This window comes from Vibrio sp. MMH1-50 (genome assembly GCF_022347645.1).
Lineage (GTDB): Bacteria > Pseudomonadota > Gammaproteobacteria > Enterobacterales > Vibrionaceae > Vibrio > Vibrio harveyi.
Window position 1 is genome coordinate 40,892 of record NZ_JAKRGG010000003.1, and the last position, 17,113, is coordinate 58,004.

At 46.3% G+C, this 17,113-nt stretch carries 14 protein-coding genes; 6 read left to right on the forward strand and 8 right to left on the reverse strand.

Going from position 1 to position 17,113, the window contains the following annotated elements; translation table 11 throughout:
- Positions 1-44: 44 nt before the first annotated feature.
- Together MHO32_RS03580 and MHO32_RS03585 are read right to left on the reverse strand one after the other, a co-directional pair.
- The gene (locus tag MHO32_RS03580) at positions 45-1,382 is read right to left on the reverse strand and encodes a DUF4397 domain-containing protein (protein ID WP_038898371.1); all 1,338 of its coding nucleotides are present in this window, start codon (positions 1,380-1,382) and stop codon (positions 45-47) included.
- Positions 1,379-1,975 carry an LON peptidase substrate-binding domain-containing protein gene (locus MHO32_RS03585; RefSeq protein ID WP_005450933.1) on the reverse strand — a complete coding sequence of 199 codons (597 nt, stop codon included), beginning with the start codon at positions 1,973-1,975 and terminating at the stop codon, positions 1,379-1,381. Before MHO32_RS03585 ends, MHO32_RS03580 begins: the two co-directional genes overlap by 4 nt.
- A 323-nt stretch (positions 1,976-2,298) precedes the next feature.
- Here MHO32_RS03585 and MHO32_RS03590 point away from each other — a divergent pair, with 323 nt between their 5' ends.
- From MHO32_RS03590 to csdA, 4 genes are all read left to right on the forward strand, one after another.
- Positions 2,299-3,099, forward strand: coding sequence for a nucleoside-specific channel-forming Tsx family protein (locus MHO32_RS03590; RefSeq protein ID WP_015297182.1), 801 nt, complete (start codon positions 2,299-2,301; stop codon positions 3,097-3,099).
- Positions 3,100-3,206: 107 nt separating this feature from the next.
- Positions 3,207-4,097: a 2-dehydropantoate 2-reductase gene (gene panE, locus MHO32_RS03595; RefSeq protein WP_038898370.1), complete on the forward strand. Its 891-nt coding sequence runs from the start codon at positions 3,207-3,209 to the stop codon at positions 4,095-4,097.
- On the forward strand, positions 4,094-4,693 hold the full coding sequence (locus MHO32_RS03600; RefSeq protein ID WP_239210663.1) for a DJ-1 family glyoxalase III: 600 nt from the start codon (positions 4,094-4,096) through the stop codon (positions 4,691-4,693). The genes panE and MHO32_RS03600 overlap by 4 nt, the downstream gene beginning before the upstream one ends.
- Positions 4,693-5,904 (forward strand): cysteine desulfurase CsdA, encoded by a 1,212-nt coding sequence (csdA, locus tag MHO32_RS03605; RefSeq protein ID WP_017189206.1) that lies wholly within the window; start codon positions 4,693-4,695, stop codon positions 5,902-5,904. Before MHO32_RS03600 ends, csdA begins: the two co-directional genes overlap by 1 nt.
- Before the next feature lie 101 nt (positions 5,905-6,005).
- Here csdA and csdE read toward each other — a convergent pair whose 3' ends face one another.
- The 4 genes from csdE to MHO32_RS03625 form a co-directional block, all read right to left on the reverse strand.
- Positions 6,006-6,434: a cysteine desulfurase sulfur acceptor subunit CsdE gene (csdE, locus tag MHO32_RS03610; protein WP_038864626.1), complete on the reverse strand. Its 429-nt coding sequence runs from the start codon at positions 6,432-6,434 to the stop codon at positions 6,006-6,008.
- Positions 6,435-6,454: 20 nt separating this feature from the next.
- A complete protein-coding gene (gene tcdA / locus MHO32_RS03615; RefSeq protein ID WP_005427322.1) occupies positions 6,455-7,264 on the reverse strand; it encodes a tRNA cyclic N6-threonylcarbamoyladenosine(37) synthase TcdA in 810 nt (269 codons plus the stop codon).
- A 102-nt stretch (positions 7,265-7,366) separates the two neighbouring features.
- On the reverse strand, positions 7,367-8,473 hold the full coding sequence (gene mltA, locus MHO32_RS03620; protein ID WP_005450926.1) for a murein transglycosylase A: 1,107 nt from the start codon (positions 8,471-8,473) through the stop codon (positions 7,367-7,369).
- Positions 8,474-8,738: 265 nt separating this feature from the next.
- On the reverse strand, positions 8,739-9,194 hold the full coding sequence (locus MHO32_RS03625) for a DUF2850 domain-containing protein (RefSeq protein WP_005450924.1): 456 nt from the start codon (positions 9,192-9,194) through the stop codon (positions 8,739-8,741).
- Between the two features lie 164 nt (positions 9,195-9,358).
- Between MHO32_RS03625 and argA the strand changes: the two genes are divergently transcribed.
- Entirely contained in the window at positions 9,359-10,696 is a 1,338-nt protein-coding gene (gene argA, locus MHO32_RS03630; protein ID WP_009698671.1) for an amino-acid N-acetyltransferase, read from the forward strand.
- Between the two features lie 252 nt (positions 10,697-10,948).
- A complete protein-coding gene (locus tag MHO32_RS03635; RefSeq protein ID WP_005450921.1) occupies positions 10,949-11,134 on the forward strand; it encodes a hypothetical protein in 186 nt (61 codons plus the stop codon).
- Between the two features lie 33 nt (positions 11,135-11,167).
- On the opposite strand, the gene recD is transcribed toward MHO32_RS03635, so the two are convergent.
- The gene (gene recD, locus MHO32_RS03640; protein ID WP_239210666.1) at positions 11,168-13,345 is read right to left on the reverse strand and encodes an exodeoxyribonuclease V subunit alpha; all 2,178 of its coding nucleotides are present in this window, start codon (positions 13,343-13,345) and stop codon (positions 11,168-11,170) included.
- Complete coding sequence (recB, locus tag MHO32_RS03645; RefSeq protein WP_239210669.1) at positions 13,345-16,983, reverse strand: exodeoxyribonuclease V subunit beta; 3,639 nt, start codon at positions 16,981-16,983, stop codon at positions 13,345-13,347. Before recB ends, recD begins: the two co-directional genes overlap by 1 nt.
- Between the last annotated feature and the right edge of the window lie 130 nt (positions 16,984-17,113).

The window sequence follows — 17,113 nt, forward strand, 5'->3', positions numbered from 1 at the left end:
ATCAGCCTTAATTGTTGGGAGGAGTTGCCCCCTCCCATCCTATGTTACTTGGTAATGTCACCAACAAGCAGACCAAAACCACCATTGTCATCAATTGCAATCGCCTGATATACCATGCCATTTTCTAGTGTAGGCAAAGGCGCAGGACCAATGACCGGAGTTTTATCACCTGGCGCTGTTACGGTTACAAAGTAATCGCCAGCAGTGACGTAAACATTTTGAGCACTATCTTTATACGCAAAGTTAGCTAATGCTGGATCACTTTGAGAAATATCTTGCGACGGTGTTAGATAAACATCCACACTTGCGGCTGCTGGATTTGCTGCTGCGTGAGTGACATTCAGTACCGCGCTTGTCGCAATCGATCTTCTGTTGTCCGATACCACAAGAGGCTCTACCGCAAGTGGTACCGCTGTACCCACAGCGTAAACACTGTAAGACATGCCACTATCCAAAGTTACATCAGCATCGATAATAGGGTCAGCTAGCCCCGCATCAACTGTTGCATTGTAGGTACCTGCATCAACCGAAAGGTAATTAGAGATATCTTTAAACATCACGTCGTTAAGTACGACATTGCCATCCAGCGCGACGTCCACATTTGGTGCACCATCGACAAGATGCCCTACTCTCAACTCAGATTTACTGCCTGTATTTAAAATAATAGACGACCCCATACCATCTAGCACTAGTAGCTTGACTGGTGAGCCCGAGATCGTACCGCCGGTTTTAATGGCAGCAATAGTCAAATCTGCGTTTGCAGGGAGCGGTATGGTACCGGAGTCAAAAGCAACGTTACCACCTGCAACAAGACGAACTTGGTAATCACCTGCAGCAATATTGAGGACGTCTGTCGAGTCTTTATACCCAAGAGTGGTAATAGGCGAAGAAGAAGCAAGGTCTGCGCCCGGGGCTGTTACATACAAGTCAACATCACCTACACCAGCAGCCGCATGCACAACTTGTACATCCAAACTGTTTTCATCAGCCATCGACATTGCGCTTCTTGTCACAATCAATGGCTCCACTGGATTAGCCGACCCCATTGCAGCATCACCAACAACAAATGCGGTGTATTTAAGGTCTGAGTCTAAATCCAACGACGTCTTATCAACCACGGTTGCAACTTCACCACCTGGCAGTTGTACGTCAACTTGAACCGAGTTTGTACCCTCGCGCAGTTTTACGTAGCCTGAACCCACACCGTAATCTACCCCAGTTAACGCTGCTTGGTCGTTAATCCAAACATTTGCTAAAGGGGCATCTGCCGAAGCGTGTACCGCTTGTAAATTCGAATATTCAATCGAGTCGCTGTCTGAACCACACGCAGCAATCCCTAGCACAGCAACCAAAGTTACTGCGGTTTTAGTTAGTCCTTTCATATCCTAGTCTCTCTTTTCGGTGGGGCGTCTATGGCTTGATTGAGAAATTCCAATGCTGGCAGGCAATCTTTTGCACCAACCAGCTTCTCAAACAACGCACTGTCGAGCGGCAGTAATTCAAGCCAACGTTGGGTGACCCACGAAGCATCATCATAAAAACGATGCTGGTAGAGCCTGCCCACCTGAGGAAACTGTTCGTATATATGATCGAGCTGCTTGCTCAAATAAAGAAAGTTGGGAGTGGGCGTTGGTTCGCACCAATTTTCAATCCACTCAACCTCAGCATGACGAAGACCATCTGAATCTGCTCGTACGCGCGTGACAGTAAAACGCTTTTCACCAACAACGGTGATACCAAGAAGCCCATCACTCAGTGTTTCGAAATCAACGATGGTGACCAAAGTACCAATAGACGACACATTCCCTACTGCTTTTGGATCCTCTCCACTACCAACAAGGCAAACGCCGAACCCGACATTTTGAACGCTGCATTCTTTCACCATGCGTTGATACCGTGGCTCAAAAATGCGCAAATTCATTTTTCCTTCTGGCAGTACAACCGAGGTTAAAGGGAATAACATGACTTCTTTCATTAAATCGTCCTCTTTGATTCCCAAACTCATACGAACGGTGTATTGGAGAGATCACTAACGATTTATGTTGGTTAATCGACTGGCTTAAAAAGTCATAAAAACGTTTACGCAAACGACATGCATCACATATTTATTGCAAAACGATGCAACAAACAAAAAGTTCCGTGAAATAAACTTATTTCGTGACGAGCTTCACTAAAAACCTTCATTTTTGCATCCTTTATCACTTTCATTTGGGATTTTTATCGCTATTATTCCCGCCAATTGGAAAGCGCAGCAAAGATTGCGTGTTCTGAATCATTACAAACATAGAGAGTCCCCTTATGCGTAAATCACTTTTAGCTCTTAGCCTTCTAGCGGCTACTTCAGCTCCTGTAATGGCTGCTGACTACTCAGACGGCGACATCCACAAGAACGATTACAAGTGGATGCAATTCAACCTAATGGGTGCATTTGACGAACTTCCAGGTGAGTCTTCACACGACTACCTAGAAATGGAATTTGGCGGTCGCTCTGGTATCTTCGACCTATACGGTTACGTTGACGTATTCAACCTAGCGTCAGACAAAGGCAGCGACAAAGTTGGCGATCCTAAGATCTTCATGAAGTTTGCTCCACGTATGTCTATCGACGGTCTAACTGGTAAAGACTTGTCTTTCGGTCCAGTTCAAGAACTTTACGTTGCAACACTATTTGAGTGGGATGGTACTGATTACAAAACTAACCCATTCTCAGTAAACAACCAAAAAGTTGGTATCGGTTCTGACGTAATGGTTCCATGGTTTGGTAAAGTAGGTGTTAACCTATACGGTACTTACCAAGGTAACCAAAAAGATTGGAACGGTTTCCAAATCTCGACTAACTGGTTCAAACCATTCTACTTCTTCGAGAACGGTTCTTTCATTTCTTACCAAGGTTACATCGATTACCAATTTGGTATGAAAGAGAAATACTCAAGTGCTAGCAACGGTGGCGCAATGTTCAACGGTATCTACTGGCACTCTGACCGCTTCGCAGTGGGTTACGGTCTAAAAGGCTACAAAGACGTTTACGGTATCAAAGACTCTGACGCACTTAAGTCAACTGGCTTTGGTCACTACGTAGCTGTAACTTACAAGTTCTAATAGAACCCATAAGTTCCCCAAAAATGGCGCCTTCTGGCGCCATTTTTATTTGCTTTCCTTTTTTCCCTCATTATCCTTGCAGCAAACCTTTTTAATGAGAGCGTTTGGTGAATATTCTTATCCTTGGACCTGGAGCCATTGGCTCACTCTGGGCGACCAAATTCCAACTTGCCGGACACAACGTCTCCTTGTGGGGAAGAACCTCAGATAGTAAGCAACTGCTTCAACTTGATGACTCTCCTGCAATTAATTTTGCTAATCAACACCTTCCTTCTGTACAAGCCGCAGACCTGATTGTTGTGACAGTAAAAGCATGGCAAGTAGACGAAGCGATAACCCCTCTTTTGCCGTATATCAACACTGATACCATTGTAATGCTGATGCACAATGGCATGGGAACAGCACCACTTTTGGAAACAAAGCTCACTGATAACCCTATCGTGATTGCAACCACCACACACGGTGCCTATAAACCAAGCAAAGCACAGGTTCTTCATACTGGTCACGGTCACACCCAATTAGGTGGTTTTAATACCAAAGGCAATCAATGCGAATTTCTTGCGCAAGTGATGAACCACGCTTTACCAGAAGTCAGTTGGAACCCAAACATCAATGCTGCGCTATGGACCAAGCTTGCGATCAATTGTGCAATCAACCCCCTGACAGCCATCCATCAATGCAAAAATGGTGATCTTGCTGCTCCTGAGTTTGCAGTGACATTAAAAAGCATCACTTATGAGTTGGTAGCAGTCATGAACAAAGAAGAGATAAAGATCGATTTTGACTCTTTACATGCCACAATTATGCAGGTGGTTAACGCTACAGCTGCAAACTACTCTTCTATGAGACAAGATGTCTTTCACCAACGTCGTACCGAGATAGACTTTATTACTGGTTATTTGCTGCAAGCTGCCGAAAAACACCAAATTAGTACGCCAGAGAACGCAAAACTCTATCAACACATCAAACAGATTGAACAAAGCTGGACAGAACAATGAACAAAAAGATCTTAGTACCTATCGCTCCGGGCACAGAGGAAATGGAAGCGGTAACCGTTATCGATATGATGGTTCGTGCTGGTTATGACGTGACGGTAGCAAGCGCAGACTTCGATGGTGCTCTTATAATGAAAGCCTCTCGCGGTGTAACACTGACAGCGGATTGTAAATTGGTTGATATTGCTGACGATGAGTTTGATGCAATTGTTCTGTCTGGTGGTGTTGGCGGCGCAGAAACCTTCCGTGATAGCACCATCATGATTGAGATTCTGAAACAGCATATGTACGAAGGAAAACTGGTTGCCGCGATTTGTGCAGCGCCAGCTTTGGTTCTGCAACATCATAACCTTTACCCTGAAGCCCTGATGACATGTCATCCAAGCTTCCAATCTCATATTCCTAAAGACAAATGGCGAGCTAAACGTGTCACCATGGATGTGAATCACAACCTACTGACAAGTCAGGGACCAGGAACTGCACTTGAGTTCGCGATGGAAATCATTATCAAACTTTCCGGTAAAGAACATGGATGGATGGTTGCTGAGCCGTTAGTCACTATCCCAACACTGCATTATCACGAACTCGGTGACGAATAATGTTTGACGTAAACGCTGTACGCGAACAGTTCCCAGCCCTAAATCAAGACGTCAACCAATCGCCTTTGGTTTACCTTGATAGCGCAGCAACAACACAAAAGCCACAGTGCGTGATCGATGTGATTAGCCGTTACTACAGTGCACAAAATGCTAACGTGCACCGTGGCAGTCACAGCTTAACAGCCAACGCGACCAGTCAATTTGAAGCGGCTCGTGAAACCGTTGCGAAGTTCATAGGAGCAAGCAGTTCAAAAGAAATCATTTGGACTAGAGGCGCAACCGAAGCACTAAACCTAATCGCACAAACTTATGCTCGCAGCACACTCCAAGCCGGTGATGAAATCCTGATCAGTGAAATGGAACACCACGCGAACATCGTGCCTTGGCAAATTGTCGCGGAACAAACGGGCGCGAAAATCGTTAAAGTTCCGATGACCTCCGATTGCCAATTCGATATCAATGCGTTTGAAGCACTATTGTCGGAGCGCTGTAAAATCGTGGCGTGTGCACAAATCACCAATGTCACTGGCTCTCGTCAACCTATCGAGAAAATCATCGCAACGGCACATGCAGCAGGTGCGGTTGTTGTTGTTGATGGTGCTCAAGGTATCGTTCATGAACCGTTGAACTTGGCAGAGCTTGATGTTGATTTTTATGTCTTCTCCGGTCACAAACTGTATGCACCCGCTGGGATTGGCGTACTGTATGGCAAACTTGAACTTTTAGAAGCAATGCCACCATGGCATGGCGGCGGCAAAATGGTCGAAAGAGTCTCGTTTGAGAAAACCACCTTCTCTGCCTTGCCGGGTAAGTTTGAGGCAGGCACACCAAACGTCGCCGGCGCGATTGCTCTAGCGAAAGCCATCGATTGGTACCAAAGCTTCGACCAAGCCGCAGTAGAGGCACATCTGCATTCTCTGCAGGACAAAGCTTACCAAGCACTAAGCCAGTTGGACGACATTCAAATCCTCGGTTACCAACCGAGCGCTTCAGTACTTACCTTTGTGATGGATGGCGTTCACCACCAAGACATTGCCACGCTGCTTGATCAACAAGGTATCGCTGTTCGTGCCGGGCATCACTGTGCGCACCCTCTGATGGATGCGCTCAACGTTAAAGGCACGGTGCGCGTTTCTTTTGGTATCTACAATACGTTAGAAGATGTTGAAAAGCTGATTGCAGCAGTCGAGAAAGCGGTCGATATGCTTTAACAGTAAAAATACCACTGTAGATTTATAGAAAAAGGGTTGAAACCGTTTGGCTTCAACCCTTTTCTTTATTCTGTTCTTTGTGCGGTTTTAACTAACCCCAACTACTGAGCCTGTGTTTTGATCTGCTCAACAATCGCTTTCAAACCATTACCACGCGATGGGCTTAGGTGAGCAATTAAACCGAGTTTTTCAAAGTAAGCATCAATATCAAACGCTTGGATTTGCTCTGCCGTTTTGCCATCGTAAGCCGCCATCACCAAGGCAATCAGACCACGAACGATACGCGCATCAGAATCAGCGCAGAAGTGCCATACGCCTTCTTGCTCTTTGCTCACCAACCACACTAGGCTTTCACAACCAGATACCGTAACTTGCTCTGATTTAAGCTCTTCAGGCATTTGAGGCAACTTTTTACCCCATTGAATTACCTGACGGTAACGGTCTTCCCAACCTTTAAATTGCTGCATGGTTGCAGCGATGTCTTCACTGGTAATGTCAGTGCCAAACGGTGAAACAGGAAAATCAGTCATGATGCGCTCTCTTCTCTGAATTACTTCTTATGCTTTTGGATCAGCTTTTCAACGATACGAGATACCGCAACAAAACCAAACGTTGCTGTTACAACCGTCGCTGCGCCAAAACCACTCGCACAGTCCATACGTTTTGGGCCTTCTGCTGTCGATTTCACGCCACATACTGAACCATCGGCTTGTGGGTACTTCAATTGCTCGGTAGAGAACACACAATCGATACCAAACTTACGTGCTGGATTTTTCGGGAAGTTATGATGACGACGCAATGTGTCTTTGATCTTCTTAGCCAGTGGATCTTGGATTGTCTTGGTCAGATCTGCCACCATGATTTGGGTTGGATCGATTTGACCACCAGCACCGCCGGTTGTGATCACTTTAATCTTGTTACTACGACAGTAAGCCAATAGTGACGCTTTTGCTTTTACGCTATCGATCGCATCCAACACGTAATCGAACTCTTTGCTCAAGTACTCGTGCTGGTTATCTGGCGTGATGAAATCGTCAATCAGATTGACCTTACACTCAGGGTTAATCAGCTTAACGCGCTCTGCCATTACTTCAATTTTGCTTTGACCAACCGTGCCAGTCATCGCATGAATTTGACGGTTAATGTTAGTCACACACACGTCATCCATATCGATAAGCGTCAACTCACCAATACCAGTACGTGCCAGCGCTTCTACCGCCCATGAACCAACACCGCCAATACCAATCACACACACGTGTGCAGCACGAAGAATTTCTACTTCGCTGTTGCCGTAGAGACGACGAGTGCCACCAAAACGTTGGTTGTAGCTGTCAGATGCCGGAGTATCGAGTTCACGCATATTGAAGTTCCAGATGATCGATAGAAAAACAAAGAGTGCGATTTATACGCACTCTTTGAGGAAATGTCTAGATGATGAGAGGTGATTCCTCTCACTAGGCGCTTATTGTAACTTCTCTGGTGGTAAAGCCCAAGGCGCTTGCGTTGGTGTGTTTTCCAAACCCAACTTCCATACTCGACCAAAGTGCTTGTAATGACCCGCTTCGGTACCTGCACGTGGCCCCATACCATGGTACAGGTCGAGATGGTTTTGTTTTACCGCTCCGCCAGTGTCCAGCACAATGAGAAGGCGGAGTTGGTGCGCACCACTCCATGTACCGTCTTTATTAAGTAACGGTACTTCTGCCAAAATTGGCGTACCCATAGGAAGAATCGAGCGATCGCCCGCCACCGATGCCATTGGTAATAGAGGGATACCTGCAGAACCCGTTACCGGCGCATCCGCTTGTGGCGCGAAGAAGACATAAGACGGATTTTGCTCAAGCAACTCACGAACCGTTGCTTCATCGTTTGCCATTACCCACTCTTTGATTGCTTTTAATGACATCTTTTCACGTGGTACTTCTCCACGTTCAATCAAAATTCGACCAATGCTCACATAGGCTTTGTTGTTCTTGCCTGCATAAGCAAAATATTCCAACGTGTCATCATCTTCAAAATGAACAAAACCGCTGCCCTGCACTTCCATCATAAATGGGTCGATCATATTTGGCGCGTAACCCAACTCAAGCCCTTGCCCTTCTAGTGCACCGTTGTAGATTTCGGCACGAGTCGGACAATCTGAGCTACACGTCGGCTTGCCATACACTGGATATTTAAACTTTTCATTTGGCTCATGGCGTAATTCCATCACCGGAGAGAAATATCCAGTAAACAACACGTTGCCCTTTTTATCCCCACCACCAAGCTGCGCAGCCTGAATGCCATATGCACTCAAAGCTGTCGTATCGCCACTTTGCAATGCCCACTCGCTCAATTTTTCATACAACGGTTGGTACATTTTTGCCATTGAAGGAGAGTTAATCACCACCTGCTCTGCTTGCTTATTGAATTCAGTAAAGTCTTGCGGTTTGTTTGATTCCACCACATCCGTTTTATTTAGGATGTTTGGAAACTCGCCATCTAAATATTGTTGAGCGCGATCGTTTTGATCGGCGGCACAACCAAATAGCAAAGCTAAAGAGACGATAGGAAGGAGTTTTTTAAGCACGTGTTTTTTCCATAAAAGAAGATAGCAAAAGGATGGCAAACAAATGCACACGACGCAATTGAAAAGCTGCGACAAAGTGTATCAGCGCTAAGGCAAATGCTCTGTTTGCTGTCAATTTATCCATTTAAACTGGGTTGAGAATAATAACAGCAATGGAATCAAACGATTGTCCGGAAAATGTTTGTGAAAAGTCGCAAGAACATAAAGATGTGACAAAACGCGACGCCCTGCCATCATGCAACGAATCGCGCTTTAAAAGAGTGGGTTATCGAACCGCTAAGTTAGAGTGTCCTTCTAAATGAAAAACGGGCAGATAATGGGCATTCGCATCTAATTTCATCTCGGCATAGTGCTGCCCGACAAACTCAAAAGTGCGAACAGTTGAACCCACTTTATAAGACAAGCTATCACCATCGAACTCAAAGTCAGTAGCGACCGTGGAGCCACGAACCATCACCCCTCGTTCACTCAGGATGAACTCTTCGCGGGCATAAGGTGCAACATCTTGCTCCACCCACTTGCCATAAACGGTAGATTTAGGAATCGGCGGATTTACATAGCGCGTAATTAAGTCGCCGTACATCAAAAGAACGGCAATTGTCCCAACAAGCGCAGTTAACATCAGAGAACGTTCTGTCCACTTGCGTAATGTCGATTTGGTTGATGAATTTTGCTCGGTTTGAGCAGTGATCGCAGCATTCTTATTTACAACTGAAGACATGAGGCTCACGTAATTAAACTAGACCGGAGCATTGTACCCTCTTCGCCCAAACAGAACCAAGTATCATACTCTCGATGTTTGGACTCTATTCCAAAAAATTGCCTTGCCAACAATTGAATAAAAAGACAATATTAGAGCATAAATAAACACAAGGAATGGCTGTAGTGAAAATTCGTAGTACTGCTCTGGTTAAAGGATTCCGTCAATCCACGCCCTATGTAAACGCACACCGTGGAAAAACCATGGTGCTGATGTTAGGCGGCGAAGCGGTTGCTGATAAGAACTTTGGCAACATTATCAATGACATTGCATTGATGCACAGCCTTGGCATCAAAGTCGTCATCGTCTATGGCGCTAGACCACAGATCAATCAACTGCTGGAAAAACAAGACCTTACTACGCCATATCATAAGAATATCAGGATCACCGACGAAGCCGCACTTTCGGTAGTTATGCAAGCAGCGGGACAACTTCAGCTAGCCATTACCGCACGCTTGTCTATGAGCCTTAACAACACACCAATGGCAGGCACGCAACTCAACGTTGTAAGCGGTAACTTTGTCATCGCTCAACCTCTTGGTGTTGATGATGGCGTCGACTATTGCCATAGCGGTCGCATCCGTCGAATCGATACCGATGCTATTCACCGTACACTCGATCAAGGTTCGATTGTGTTACTCGGTCCTATTGCCAGCTCAGTAACTGGTGAATGTTTTAATCTGCTTTCTGAGGAAGTGGCGACTCAACTTGCGATCAAGTTGGGAGCAGATAAACTGATTGGGTTCTGTTCAGAACAAGGGGTCATTGATGACAATGGCAATGCGGTGGCGGAATTATTCCCTATCGAAGCCGAACATGTCATTAAAAAACTCACTGAAAATACATCCCCAGACAGCGATTACCACTCTGGAACTCTGCGTTTTCTTAACGGTTCGATTGCAGCTTGCCGAGCTGGAGTACCTCGAAGCCACCTTATTAGTTACAAGGTGGATGGCGCACTTATCCAAGAATTGTTCTCTTTTGATGGTATCGGTACACAAGTCGTCATGGCAAGTGCAGAGCAAGTGCGCGGAGCCAATATTGATGATATCGGTGGTATCTTAGAATTGATTCGACCTTTGGAAGAACAAGGCGTGTTGGTGAGACGTTCCCGAGAACAATTGGAGCAAGAAATTGGTAAATTTACTATTATCGAAAAAGACGGTCTGATTATCGGATGCGCCGCCTTGTATCCCTATGTCGAAGAACGCAAAGCAGAAATGGCGTGTGTCGCCATCCATCAAGACTATCGCGATGGCAATCGAGGATTGTTATTGCTGAATTATATGAAGCATCGCTCTAAGTCTGACGACATCAACCAAATCTTTGTACTCACTACGCACAGCTTACATTGGTTCAGAGAACAAGGCTTTTATGAAGTAGGCGTCGATTACTTACCAGGAGCAAAGCAAGGTTTGTATAACTTCCAGCGCAAGTCAAAAATCTTAGCTTTAGATCTGTAGAAACAACGAGCAAGGGCACGAAAACTACATATCTTATTATGCAAAGCATTACATTGACACTGGTCGCAATTTAACCTTTTCAATATACATACTGTTGGTTATACTCTGTTCAATGTTTGATTGAGTTTTAATCAATCAACAGTATGGATCTAGGTGAACGTTCTTCACCCTAAAGTGCTGAGAGCTTTGACAACTCAGCACGATACATCAAGGACAGCTGTTACTCTTAAAATGAATAAGATGAGCACTGTTATGAGAACCATTATTTGCAATTCGCTTCAAAGCTTTTGGGATATGGCAGACAACCAGTTTTTGGAAGGGCTTGATGTCCATTGCGTGTTCCCCGTCAATGATGCCATCAGAGATTTTATCTTGGCTTATCAGCAGCAGTACAAAATTCGCAGCGTGTCATTTACCAATGCGTTTACACAAAATTAAAAAAGACCGAGCATCGTGCTCGGTCTTTTTGTTTTAACTAGATAAACGAGATACTAACCCACTCGATCGGGTAGTTTTCACCTTAATACCACGCTTGAGGACATTCATCTCAGCGTACATCGCAAGGCGTTTCTTCGCGCGAGTAATTCCTGTGTAGATCAGCTCGCGAGTGAGGATTGGACTGAAATCTGGCGGCAAAATCATTAGCGTGTATTCAAACTCACTGCCCTGTGATTTATGAATGGTCATCGCATATGCGGTTTCATGCTCAGGGACTCGGCTTGGTAGTACCGACTTCACGCTACCATCCGGCAATTCGAAGAACACTTTAAGACGCGATTCACCTTCGCTGTCATCTCGCATACAAATGCCGATGTCACCGTTATACAACCCTAAACCATGATCGTTACGCGTGACCATTACTGGTCTACCGTGATACCAAAGTTCATCTTGGGTTTGAATCAACTTACGTGCCGCGAGTGCTTTTTCAATGCGTTGGTTTAAACCCGTCACACCAAAGTCACCTTCACGAACGGCACACAATAATCGGCATTGATTAAAGGTATCCAACACGGCTTTGGCTTTGTGGGTCAGTGTTTCTGGCTCCCCAGTCTTCTGGTCAATCTCTTGCTGTCCGATGCGTTTTAAATAACGACCATATTCGGCAACCAAAGTCTGCATCATCTGATTGTAGTTTTGGCTGCTCAGTGCGAAATGCTCGATATCAGCAAAATCACGATTCCAAACGTCGTCTACTTTTGCGGCTGAGCCTGCATTGACCGCTTTCGCTAGCTGACCGATACCAGAACGGGCATCGAATCGGTAACTCTTTTGCAGCATACACAAACTATCGGCAATCGAAGCATTACTGTTGGTGCTGTACGCCAAGGTGTCAAAGCCTGTTAACTTCGCGACTGCAGACGCCTGCTCTTTGCCGAAGCCAAATGCGTGGAACGAACAGATATCACCTAGCACCGCACCTGCCTCTACCGATGCTAACTGGTCTTTATCTCCCAGTAGAATCAAACGCGCATGCTTTGGCAGCGCATCGACGACTTTGTACATCATCGGCAGATCGACCATGGAGGCTTCATCCACCACTAAAATATCGAGGTGCAGCGGGTTTTGTTTGTTGTGACGAAACTCTGCACTATTCGGGATCGCGCCCAACAGGCGATGCAAAGTGCTCGATTCGGTTGGAATTTTCGCTTTAAGCTCTGGCTCCACTGGCAACTCTTGAATCGCTTTACCAATAGATTCCGTCAAACGCGCTGCCGCTTTACCTGTTGGCGCCACCAGCTTGATGGTGAGGTTTTTCTCTTGTCCTGCTTGCTCAATCAATGCGGCAAGCAGTTTGGTTACCGTAGTGGTTTTACCCGTACCCGGACCACCTGAAATCACCGCAAAACGACGCGTCAGTGCTACCGCTGCAGCGACCTTCTGCCAGTTAACACAAGCCGATAATGGTACAAGCTTGTCCAGTACTTGCAATTCATGAACTTGTTTCGCTTGGCAGACTGTCGCATCAATGGCTGCCCAATCGAGACTGTCTACAGTGACCACATCCAAATGGTCACAGACTAATTGCTGGCGTAGCACCTGGTTACTGGTTCCTGCCTCTGTCGCTTTGGCTAATGCATTGAACAGAAAGTGGTACTGACGAGCGAATAAATGATGCAGCAACTCAGACAAACGTGTGAACTCTTGAGGCTGTAGATTTACAGCCGCACTGAGTTGATTGAGCTTGTCCGCCAACGTCACTTCATAGTGCCAGTAACGATGCAAGTAGAGACGCTCACCATCAAACATCATTGGCAAGGCTTCACCTTGAACACCAACCAAAGGCGACGCTTGCAGAAGCTCAACCCAGTTAACGCCTTGCAGCTGAGTATTAAGCGCTAACGCAGACTCTCCAAACAGACCAAGCTTACTGGCAAGGTCCGCTGGTTGCCCTTGGCTATCAAACAGAGGCAAACAGATGTGTCCTTTGCCTAATTCACTGCTGACCACACCAGCAATAAAAGCCAGTTCTTGGCTGTTCTCTTGTTGCTCAACTTGCGAATAGATAAAGCGTGCGAACTGGAAATCCAACTGGCGAATCGCCCCTTTATTTGCTAGCGATTCTAACGTTGCCAATAGATCTGGTGTTGCCGCTAGATCTCGTGTTGCCACTGGGCTGCTTTGCTCAGAAAGAAGATCATTGGTTTTCATCAAATTAACTCCATCTGACCAGATTCGCTGGATCGCGTGTCAGGTGCTTGACCATCAATCAAATGATCCATCTCTTGTAAAAATTCAAAGGTTGGCTTGGCAGAAAAAACACCATGATCACTTTGCTCATCCATACCACGCAAGAACAGGTAATAAACGCCGCCAAAGTGCTGTTCATAATCATAATTTGGCAATCTGCTACGCAAGAAACGATGCAGCGCCAAAGCGTAGATTTGGTATTGCAGATCGTAGCGATGATCCGCCATCGCCGACTTCAACGCATCGCCATGGTAATGGAGTACATCATCACCTAAGTGGTTCGATTTCCAGTCGAGGACGTAGTATTTGCCTTGGTGCTCAAACACCAAGTCAATAAAGCCTTTCAACATGCCTTGCACGGTTTGGAAACCCAAATCGCCCGCTTTGGCAGAGAGCGGATCATGACGTTGAATCACGCGGTTCAATGCAGTTGCAGACAACACTTCAATCGGCAATAAGAATTCCATCTCAACCAAACGTTGCGCCGGACCTTTTTGATTGAGCAGCAGGGCTTTGCTATCCAAAGGCGTTGCCAGCACGGTATCAATCAACTGTTGCAGGATTGGCAGCCACTCTTCATCAAGCTGTTCACTTTCCATCAAGCCGAGGATGATTTGGGTGTTCTCTTCCGTTGTCGCGGGCTGAGTAAACTCAATTTCCTCAAATAAGCTGTGCAGAAAAGTACCCGGACGTGCGCCACGCGGGAAGTTGAAGATAGAGCGTTCTGGCTCAACCAATTCCGCCTCATCTTGCTCTTCTGAAGAATCGATATCAAAGCCGGTAATTTCAATCGTCGCGTCATGCTCAGCATGATGAGAACCTTGTTTAACCAAGCCCGAGTAACTGGTGATTCGCCAGTTTCTATCAATTGGGTTTTGCAGCTCTTTAGCTGTCAACGCTTCTAACTCGGTTTGCTCCGCAACATACATCTCGTCATGTTGCTTTGGAGGATCACAAATCACGACGTTATTGAGATTTTCTTGTTGCTTCTTCAACCCTACGAACAGATCGTTGATGCCACCCTCTTGACCATTTTGCACCAAGTAACCAATCGCACTGTGATGCACGCCGGTTGGCTCTTTGGTTGAGCGACCATTGCGCAGCGGCGAAGCGCCAATAAAGCAGGCATACACGGCTCGCGTTAGCGCTACGTATATAAGACGCAAGTCTTCAGCAAGGCGCTCTTTATCTGCTTGTTTTAACGACGCATCATTGCCAGTGATATCGAGTACGGTGCGATCGTTCTCTGCGTCGTAGTATTTGGCTTCACTTGCTTCTCGGTAACCAAACACAAATGGCAAGAAGACCAAGTCATATTCCAGACCTTTAGATTTGTGAATGGTGACGATTTGCACCAAGTTACGCTCTGATTCCAGACGCTGAATTTGGTCATCACTGCCACCTAGCCCATGTTCTGCATCGCTGATGGATTGCGCTAACCAACGCAGCAAACCGTGGTCGCTGTCTAATTCGTTGCTCGCTTGCTGCAATAGTTCACCAATGTGCATCAGATCGGTAAGTACTCGCTCACCGTTCTCACTTTGCGAGCTCGCCCCTTCTTCTAGCAAACGCTCAGCAATATGACGCTTACTGATCACTGCTCGCAGCATAGGAAGCACACCACGTTGCCCCCAAAGCTTACGGTATTCTTTGAACTCGTTAACCGCGTTTTCCCACACGGTTTCATCGTTGTTGAGGGCGTCTAAGCTGGCTGCATCTAGAGCAAATAATTCTGATGCTAGGCTGGCACGCAATGCTCTGTCATTTTCTGGCGTTAACACCGCTTGCAGCAAACGCTGTAAGTCTTGTGCGACGGAACTGGTAAACACGCTATCGCGGTTAGAAAGATACACGCTGGCAATGCCTTGGTCTGCTAACGTCTGTTTGACCATGCGACCTTCGCTACCCGTTCGTACCAGCACCGCAATGTCGCCCGCTTTGACTGGTTTCTGCTTTTCGCCATTAACCAGACACGCTTGACCCTGTTGCGCTGCGGTCAAAATGGTTTGAATTTGGCTCGCTGTCGCCTCTGCCATAGCGGTGAGGTATTCACCTTTTGGCAAAGGTTTGTCCTCCGCTTCTTGCAGCCAATAAGTCAGTGCAGGCTGTTTTTGACCACCCATGGTCCAAACGCGTTTGTCGGCACTTGGGCTGTAATCCACAGAATGGAATGGAATGTCAGAGTCATAAATAAACGGGCTATCTGGCAGAGCAAAAATCTGGTTCACTGCCAATACCATATCGGCACTTGAGCGCCAGTTGGTGCCAAGTGTGTAGTGAGCACTAACTTGGTTACGTGCCTTGATGTAGGTAAAGATATCCGCCCCACGGAAGCCGTAAATCGCCTGCTTCGGGTCACCGATCATAAACAAACCGCACTCAGGGTTATCCAAATAAATGCGGCTGAAAATACTGTATTGCAGTGGGTCGGTATCTTGGAATTCATCGATCATCGCAACTGGATAAAGCGTGCGAATGCGCTCTGTCAGTAGTGCGGTTTCATCGGTATCAATCGAGGCAGAAAGCTGAGTTAGCAAGTCATCAAATGACAACCATTGCTTCTGATTTTTTGCTTTTGCCAGCATCACACGACAATGCTCAATCGCATGAACTAACAATGGCGCTTTTAAGCTGATTGGGTTGGCAAGGAAGGCTTCTATCGCCTCAAACACCGGGTGTTGTGGCGCAGTGCCTTTCGGGGTTTTCTCAAGTAACACATTCTGGGCGAACTTCTCCAGTTTATCTGGATAGTCATAACCAGTGGTTTCTGTCGAAGCCCATACGTTGACCGCTTCTAACCATGTCGGTAAGGACTTTTTGGTGTAGCTGCGTTTGTTGACGTCGGAATCAGAAATCAGTGCGAGGAAATCCTCTTGGCTATCACACCATTGGGCTTTCAAAGCATCAATTTGCTTTAAATTTTGCTCATGCAAATCGGCAAGGCTACCTTGCATTGCAGGAACAGAGAGACTTAGCGGCGCACCCGTGAGGTAGTTACTGATGTCATACAGTAGATCCGATGGCGAGCCCCATAGTTGACGCACTTCTCCTGCCAAAGCGAATGGCAGAGGATAGAAGTTACGACGCCAGTAATCGGCAACCACTTGCGCTTTAAGATGGCTTTCGTCTGTCACAAACTCATTATTGAAACGACTACCAGATTCAAATGCGTTTTGCGTCAGCATGCGTTGGCAGAAACCGTGAATGGTGTACACCGCGGCTTCATCCATTTGGCGCTCTGCTTGCAATAGGATCTCAGCGGCTTGCTTATGATCCTCGACTTCTTCCAGCAAAGGTTGAATCACAGGATCTGAGCTTTGTCCGCGAGCGAATGCGATCCTCGCGTCGTGAATACGCGCACGAATACGATCACGTAACTCTGCAGTTGCGGCTTCGGTAAAAGTCACTACCAGAATTTGATCCACAGTCAACGGCACGCGATGTTTCGTATCGGCAGTGCCATGCCCTAGTAAGAGTCGCAGATACAAACCTGCGATGGTAAAGGTTTTACCCGTACCCGCCGATGCTTCAATTAGCCTTGCACCATGCAGCGGAAAAGTCATGGTTTGCAGTGGAGTTGGAACTGACATTTGCGCCATAACGCTGAATCTCTCCAAGTATTCAACAAGGACATGTGGATCTTCAAAGGCGTTTTGCATCTAAAGATCAACAAACCCTATAATGTGATCTATCGTTAAAAATTTTATTAATGAGTCTAATAGGTTGGAA